The organism is Allorhodopirellula solitaria (assembly GCF_007859855.1).
GTDB classification, from domain to species: domain Bacteria; phylum Planctomycetota; class Planctomycetia; order Pirellulales; family Pirellulaceae; genus Rhodopirellula; species Rhodopirellula solitaria.
In genome coordinates, this window is record NZ_SJPK01000002.1 from 1 (window position 1) to 5,874 (window position 5,874).

Here is a 5,874-nt window from a genome sequence, read left to right on the forward strand (position 1 = left end):
ACTTGGATCTGCGTTTGGCGCAGTCGACCGAAACGACACCAAAGTGAGAGGGACCGACCGCCTCGACTCGCTGCTGAATCACCCCAGCTGGCTTGCCGATGTAACGGGCCTGATTGGATTTTGACGATTTTGACGAACGTTTCTTGGTGGCGATTGCCATATCGGAGTTCCTTGATTGAAGGGAAAGTGAATTCCTTCAATGAAAGCACTCAGAATGCGCCCCTGGTAGTTTTTTAGGCTAACTTGGGGACATACCAGGCATGGCTCTCGTATCCAATGATCGTTCAAAAATGCGTCCCTGATGAACAAACGCTCGCCAGGGAGCGACAACACCATTGGCGTACCGCTTTTGCAGGGAAACGCTGGCGACCGAGATATCCCTTGCCAAGCCAGCACCTCGGCAGAGCTCGGCTACGTTTCTCCCGGCAGTGCCAGTCTAACATTGATAATCACATCCCACAAATAAATCCTTCGATACGGGAGCCATGCCTTGAAAACCTCGGGCGCACGCTTCCGTCGGATGAGCAAAAAAACTTGCGACCACCCTCGCGAATCGCAGCCCAGTTTTGGTGATGGCGATCTTGATTGGCAATCAACGCATCCAACATTGTGTAGCCAAGGAACACATCTTCCGCAGTCTGAATGCTCTCGGGCAGATTCTCGCAGAAGGCGTCCGGCGGCCTCTGGAGGCTTGCCAGCGTTTCAAGGACCGCGTCGACCGTATGCTCTCGCACCCCGTACTTCAGTTCGTTGTCCGATGGATAGGCCGGGTCTCGCTCCAGCATCAATTGATTTCCGAGAACCAAAATCTGTCGACCGGCCACGATGTTCTGGCAGATCACACCCGGGATTCCCGTGCCTTTTTCAACGGCCATTTCGTATCGGACGTGTGGAATATCCAGAAGGACACAAATCTCGCTCGCAATCTTTTCAGACCAATCTTCGCCAACGCCACCTACGCCCTGTGTTTCGCCAGCCTGTGCACCCGCAAGCCGTTCGTCTGCCTTGAACAACCAACTCGCGTCACCATCGTCTCGGTGGAACCAGTACTTTCGTTTCGCCCTCAATTCTCCCATGCCCTGAGCAAATCCAGGATCCACCTCGATGATCGGAAACGGGGTGTCGCTTTCGGTGTATGTCATCGTGTCACCTGCTCACAACCTGCTTCGGTCACCCTGAACAATTCGTCTTCGTCATAAGAGGCTGAATGACAGACTTTCTTGCACCACCCATGGGCCGGGGTGCCAAGCTTTCTTGTTGAGTGTGCTCGCCAAACTTCGTCCTTCAGGTCGAGCAACTCGTCTCGAAGTTTGGGGCCGTGGTTGACGCGGTGTCCTTGTCCCATGTTTTCAACCAAAGCGGCAACACCGCCGAAATCACGTTTCCAGTCGTTGTTCCCTGTGTCATCGAAATAGCGGAAATCAGAACTCAGAAGGACGCAGGCGTTGGCATACTCTGGATGTTGACCCACGTCTCGCACACGGGCATCCGTGAAATTGTGGTACTTGGCACCGTCACGAAGCACCAAACGATGGTTCCCGGCCCAGTCGTAAATGCAGTCTGGGCGTTTTGCGTACTTGGCATCGTAATAGTAGTCACCATCAACGAGTCTTTCGGTGACCTCGGCGATGTAGACCAAGCGGTTACGCGGGGAGTCAGCGTTTCCGCTGAACCCGAAAATCAGATCACCGGCGTTTGCCGTGCGACGGATGGCCGGTTTGCAGATCGCCAATGACAGGACGTTTCGATACACGCACGGAGCACCACCGTTGTCGACGACCACCTTGTAGACGTAGCATCGACCGGAAAGGGAATCATTTGATGTTTGGTAGTTAGCACTCAATCCGCTCATCGAAATCTTTCGGTAAGTCGTGAAAGGACATCACTTGCTGGCGAGTCGGGCACGTGGCGACACCATCACCTTCCCCGTCCAATTGATGATTTCGGCAGTCAGCACGCCGCTGGCGGCGCCATCAGCAAGAAAAATGCGGATTGTCTTTCCCTTCATGCCTCGGCCCCCGCAGGTTCACCAGCCGGCGATAACATCGCGTCATCGACTTGTTTCATCGCATCGCCGACGCGGAGTTCTCCTGAGAGCAGTTTGGGCAGGAGCATGTCGCGGAGTGATGCTAGGATTGCCGACAACCTGTCGTTCGCGTGAATGCGGTTCCATATCGGTTCAGTGAGATCCTCAAACCTTGATACAAGTTCCTTCGATGGCCAAAGCAATGGGTAGTTGGGAAACTCAGAAAGCGGTACACGGTTTACTGTCGCGCCGTGAATTGCGTGCGCGTCGAGATAAACAAGGAACGGATCACTCGTGAATGAGTGAAACACGAAGTGACGAAGCCGTGTTTCAGGCTTCGGTCGGATTAGGGCTAGTCGGCGTCCCAGGCAGCAACGAAGGTTTGGTGGAATAATTGCAAAATACCCGAGTGTCGCCTCGTAAGTAAAAACGATGTCGCCATGCTTCGGTTCGATCCGCTTAGTCCAACGCGGCCAGTCTTCCTCGCTGATATGTCTGATCTCAGAAAGATCGACCTTTGTGCCCGTCAAATTCTTAATGCCAAGAAATACTGGCCCCGCATCCGACTTTTCTGGCGTTGCGTGGGGCCCGTCGTACAGTCCTTCGGAAATATCGCTAACCGTGATTTTTCGCCATCCGCTCGGCACCAACAGCCCATCCACGTCCTCAAACGAATCGGGAAACAGTGACGCGGTGTCAGCGTCCATGCCGGTGGGCTGGCGACCGTCCATCTTCGCCCGGACCGGGTCGAAATCGACGAACCAACTCTTGAAGATCGCCCGAGCCATCGACTCCAAGGTCTCATTCATCCGACGGTTCAACTCGATCTTCGCGTCCAGCGTGCCCAGGATGTGGGCGATGGCTTTCTGCTCGTTCATCGGAGGCAGGGCAAACGGAATCGCTCGCATGATGCCAGTGTTCAAGTTTGGCATAGTCGCACCGACTGCATGCTGGACGATCCACTCTCGCACTTGTGGATGATCCAGGTAAAACGAAGCGAATTTAGGATTCGCGACTCCACTACCGAGTCGAACCTTCATGCAACCGGTACCGCACAACCATCCACGTTGCTCTTCGCGAACGAGTGCACGACGTTCAACATCGCCACGCCGGCTATAGATGATGTCGCCCGGTACAACGCGATGCTTGCTCAAGCGTTCCGCATCTTCTTCTGTAATTCGCTTTATGTCGTCCTCGACGAGACGATTTTTTCCGATATTAACAGGCATGATCGACGGAATGCCCACCGGAACATAGTCCGATGCGTGCAACTGGCTTCCAAATGGCCCTGTCTGAATGTTGCCCCCACCCCGGTCGCAGATTTCACCGAGCGTTGTTGCCTCCCAGTGATCGGGGAATTCTCCAAGTACGGGATTAGGCATACCCCAGTCCCTCCAGATTTGACCGGATCGCGGATTCCAACTTCGCCGACTCTGCGAACTGCTCGTTCAACTCCCTAACCAGTCGTGACATCTTGTCATCAAACGGCTCGTCGTCTTCCTCAACTGCTTCGGCGCCGACGTAGCGTCCTGGTGTCAGCACGTAGCCGTGCTCGGCAATCTCGTCCTTCGTCGCCGATTTGCAGAATCCAGCAATATCCTCGTAGGCTTCCAGCTTGGAGTTCGGATTGCAGAACTCCAGGTCGCCACGCCAAGCGTGATAGGTGTCGGCCAACCGCCGGACTTCTTCGTCGGTCAATTCCCGGTGGACTCGGTCGATCAGCTTGCCCTGCTTGCGAGCGTCGATGAACAGCGTTTCGCCGCGGCGGTCTCGGAAGGTTGGCCCCTCACCCCCAGCCCCTCTCCCCGAAGCGGGGCGAGGGGAGCCAGATTTGTTGCGTGACAGGAACCACAGGCACACCGGAATTTGAGTGCTGTAGAACAACTGCCCCGGCAACGCGACCATGCAGTCGACCAGATCCGCTTCCACGATCGCCTTGCGGATGTCACCCTCGCCCGACTGATTCGATGACATGCTGCCGTTGGCCAGCACAAACCCGGCAAAGCCGCCCGGTGGAGGTGACACTGTGTCACTTCGTTTGCGTCCGCGTTTCTTCCCCGCGTCCGCGCCGGGTGCCAAATGGTGGATGAAGTGCTGGACCCAAGCAAAGTTGGCGTTGCCTTTCGGCGGAATGCCAAACTTCCAACGCACGTCGTCTTCCTTGCGGTACCAGTCCGAATCGTTGAACGGTGGATTGGCGATCACGAAATCGGCTTTCAGGTCTGGATGCAGATCGCGACGAAAGGTATCGGCGTGCTCTTTGCCGACATCGCCATCGATGCCACGGATGGCCAGGTTCATCATCGCCAATCGCCGCGTGGTCGGATTGGATTCCTGGCCATAGATCGCGATGTCACCGATCCGGCCGCCGTGATGCTCTACGAACTTCTCGCTCTGCACGAACATCCCGCCGGACCCACAAGCCGGGTCATAGATTCGGCCCTGGAAGGGTGCCAGCATCTCGACCAGCGTCCGCACCACGCAGCTGGGCGTGTAGAACTGACCGCCTTTCTTGCCTTCGGCACTGGCGAATTGCGACAGGAAGTACTCGTAGACGCGACCCAAGATGTCCTTGCTGCGGTTCTCGGCGTCGCCGAGGCCGATCGTGCCGACAAGATCGATCAGCTCACCCAGCCGCTGTTTGTCGAGAGCCGGCCGAGCGTAGTTTTTGGTCAGCATCCCCTTGAGCTTGGGATTGTCCCGTTCGATCGCGTCCATCGCGTCGTCGACGAGCTTGCCGATCGTGGGCTGCTTGGCGTTGTCCTGGATGTGCTGCCAGCGGGCTTCCGGAGGCACCCAAAACACGTTCTCGGCGCGGTACTCGTCCGCGTCTTCCGGATCCGCCCCTTCGTACTCGCCTTCACCGGCCAGCAGCTTTTGATGCAATTCCTCAAACGCGTCGGAGATGTATTTCAGAAAGATCAGCCCCAGCACGGTGTGTTTGTACTCGGACGCATCCATGTTCGAGCGCAGCTTGTCTGCCGCCAGCCACAACTTGGCTTCAAACCCAAGGTTAGCGGCCTGCTTTGAACCCGTTTTCGCTTTCTTTGCCATCCGTTTCGGTCCTCTCGATTGCGTCTTGCCCGAAAGAGCGGTGATTCAATCCCGTGATTTCGCCCGTCAGAGCGTGGAAGGAGTATGGCCTAGGTATCACCGCACCACCAGACAGCTGCGGGCGCAGGTCGATCCGGCTGACATGGCAAGTGCGTTTTACACTGACCCTACCACCTCAAGGGCAGTCTGGTGCGGGCCCCAGAAAACCCACGAAACGCGACGAACAGCAATTCCAGGGGCCCGGAAAGAAGGTTGGAGGGACTCTCGACTTCCCTGTGCCACTCCCCTTCACCATGCGACATGGTGCGAGACCATGCCCAATACCCAGAGCGGGACTCGAACCCGCAAGGACGTAACCGTCCGGGGGATTTTAAATCCCCTGTGTCTGCCAATTCCACCACCTGGGCTGGCACCGTCAAGCACGGTGTTTTCGTGGCATTCGGGCCCCAATGGCAAGGGCCAAAACGATTCGCGGTGACAAATTCGGCAATATCTCTGCGCGACGCCAAACAACCACGAACCGGTAAGATAGCCTGTCAGAATGACTCGAAACAGTGGACGAGGTTCAGACGATTCTCTTCCCACCAGAGTTTCTGCGGTCTGGGAATGCGTTGGGACAAAAATACTGCCGTCAGCAGTTCTTAGCGAAGCTGCGTTCTGCAGATGGGTTGTGAGATTGCAGGGTTGACCGGCGGGCTCGACCGTTGTGAGGGTTGGATTTGCTCTCACAGCTCAGACGGGCGGAGCCGTCTGGCTACTTTGTTGACGGGCGGAGGTGGCTGGCTACTTCGAAC

At 56.3% G+C, this 5,874-nt stretch carries 5 protein-coding genes and 1 tRNA gene; all 6 read right to left on the reverse strand.

Annotated elements, in window-relative coordinates; all coding sequences use genetic code 11:
- Positions 1–449: 449 nt before the first annotated feature.
- Positions 450–1,142 (reverse strand): HipA domain-containing protein, encoded by a 693-nt coding sequence (locus CA85_RS03540; RefSeq protein ID WP_146389953.1) that lies wholly within the window; start codon positions 1,140–1,142, stop codon positions 450–452.
- Positions 1,139–1,852, reverse strand: coding sequence for an Nmad2 family putative nucleotide modification protein (locus tag CA85_RS03545; protein ID WP_146389954.1), 714 nt, complete (start codon positions 1,850–1,852; stop codon positions 1,139–1,141). The genes CA85_RS03540 and CA85_RS03545 overlap by 4 nt, the downstream gene beginning before the upstream one ends.
- 30 nt (positions 1,853–1,882) lie before the next feature.
- Positions 1,883–2,008, reverse strand: coding sequence for a hypothetical protein (locus tag CA85_RS25940; protein WP_261344702.1), 126 nt, complete (start codon positions 2,006–2,008; stop codon positions 1,883–1,885).
- Positions 2,005–3,408 (reverse strand): restriction endonuclease subunit S, encoded by a 1,404-nt coding sequence (locus tag CA85_RS25355; protein WP_222435398.1) that lies wholly within the window; start codon positions 3,406–3,408, stop codon positions 2,005–2,007. The genes CA85_RS25940 and CA85_RS25355 overlap by 4 nt, the downstream gene beginning before the upstream one ends.
- The gene (locus CA85_RS03555; RefSeq protein WP_146389955.1) at positions 3,401–5,080 is read right to left on the reverse strand and encodes a class I SAM-dependent DNA methyltransferase; all 1,680 of its coding nucleotides are present in this window, start codon (positions 5,078–5,080) and stop codon (positions 3,401–3,403) included. The genes CA85_RS25355 and CA85_RS03555 overlap by 8 nt, the downstream gene beginning before the upstream one ends.
- A 321-nt stretch (positions 5,081–5,401) precedes the next feature.
- A tRNA-Leu gene (locus tag CA85_RS03560) sits at positions 5,402–5,487 on the reverse strand.
- Positions 5,488–5,874 lie beyond the last annotated feature (387 nt).

Bases quoted from the DNA above. Each gene is read 5' to 3' on its own strand.
- CA85_RS03545 (WP_146389954.1), bottom strand. From the start codon at position 1,852: ATGAGCGGATTGAGTGCTAACTACCAAACATCAAATGATTCCCTTTCC.
- CA85_RS03540 (WP_146389953.1), bottom strand. From the start codon at position 1,142: ATGACATACACCGAAAGCGACACCCCGTTTCCGATCATCGAGGTGGAT.
- CA85_RS25355 (WP_222435398.1), bottom strand. From the start codon at position 3,408: ATGCCTAATCCCGTACTTGGAGAATTCCCCGATCACTGGGAGGCAACA.
- CA85_RS25940 (WP_261344702.1), bottom strand. From the start codon at position 2,008: ATGAAGGGAAAGACAATCCGCATTTTTCTTGCTGATGGCGCCGCCAGC.
- CA85_RS03555 (WP_146389955.1), bottom strand. From the start codon at position 5,080: ATGGCAAAGAAAGCGAAAACGGGTTCAAAGCAGGCCGCTAACCTTGGG.